2 protein-coding genes are annotated in these 1,217 nt (G+C 75.3%); both read left to right on the forward strand.

Annotated elements, in window-relative coordinates:
• The first annotated feature begins 314 nt into the window (after positions 1–314).
• Positions 315–965, forward strand: a complete 651-nt coding sequence (locus tag VR45_RS09135; RefSeq protein ID WP_045939172.1) for a TetR/AcrR family transcriptional regulator — start codon at positions 315–317, stop codon at positions 963–965.
• On the forward strand, positions 962–1,217 hold a 256-nt coding region (locus VR45_RS09140), incomplete at its 3' end, for an MFS transporter (RefSeq protein WP_045939173.1). The genes VR45_RS09135 and VR45_RS09140, both read left to right, overlap by 4 nt.

Genomic DNA, 1,217 nt, shown 5'->3' on the forward strand with positions numbered 1-1,217 from the left:
GGCTGTCACGCTGACCCGGGGACGCGACTGACTCCCCTGCCCCCGGGCGGCTCACCTCCGGTGAGCCGCCCGGGGGTTCTCTTTGTCCTGGCCGTGCGTCCCGTTTGTCCCCTCTGCCCCGCTGCCGCAGTTCTCACAGGGCCCGGGGCCCGGCCGCTCGCGCACCCGTCCGCAGTCCTCGCACACCCGGTCCAGCCAGCAGGCCGGCTCGCCGCCCTCGTCCATGCGGCGATTGTGCCCCCGGGCCGGACGGGAGCGCGAGTAGACAGTGCGCGAGTAGACAGTGTCTACTCGATCTTGATAGAAACATCCCCATGACCGAACAGGACAAGGCCGTCGGCCTGCGTGCCCGCCTGGTCGCGGCCGGGGTCGAACTGCTCGCGCTGGAGGGCGTCCACGCCCTCACCCTGCGCGAGATCGCCCGCCAGGCCGGGGTCTCGCACGGCGCCCCGCGCAGGTACTTCGCCACCCACGCCGAACTGCTCGCCGCCATCGCCGGACACGGCTTCGGCGAGCTGGCCACCGCACTGGGGCTCGACGCGCCCGGCTCCGCCGGCACCTCCGCCTCTGCCTCGGCGGCCGCGGCCCGGCAGCGGCTCGACGGCCTCGCCCGCGGGTACCTCGCCTTCGCGGCCGAGCAGCCGGGCATGTTCGAGCTGATGTTCCGTCACGACGTGCTGGAGGGCAGCGGCGCGGAACTGCGTCGCACCTCGCTCCCCCTCTTCGAGGCCGTCACCCGCCTGGTCGCCGCGATCCGGCCGCCCGCCGGCGCCGGTCACGGGGACGGGGCTGGGGACGGGGACGGACCGCCGCCCACCGTGGTGGCGGCGGCGCTCTGGGCCAATCTGCACGGTCTCGCCCAGCTCCGCGCCTGGGGCAGTCTCCGCCTCGCCACCGGCGGCGACAGCGTCGAACCCCTCCTCCGCGCCACCCTCGACGCCCACCTCGGCCGGGTTGCCGGATGACGCCCGCCCGCGCCCAGCGCCTCACCCTCGTCGGCAGCGTCCTCGGCGCCGCCGTGGTCGCCCTCGACGGCACGGTGCTCACCGTCGCCCAACCCAGCCTCCGCCGCGACCTGGACACCTCCCTGGCCGCCGTGCAGTGGACCACCACCGCCTACCTGGTCACCGTGGCCGCCCTGCTCGTGTTCGCCGGCCGGCTCGGCGACCGGTTCGGCCACCGCCGGGTCTTCGCGATCGGCGCGATCGGCTTCGGAG

Origin of the sequence: Streptomyces sp. NRRL S-495 (assembly GCF_000966955.1) — a bacterium.
Taxonomy (GTDB): Bacteria; Actinomycetota; Actinomycetes; order Streptomycetales; family Streptomycetaceae; genus Kitasatospora; species Kitasatospora purpeofusca.

Bases quoted from the DNA above. Each gene is read 5' to 3' on its own strand.
- VR45_RS09135 (WP_045939172.1), top strand. From the start codon at position 315: ATGACCGAACAGGACAAGGCCGTCGGCCTGCGTGCCCGCCTGGTCGCG.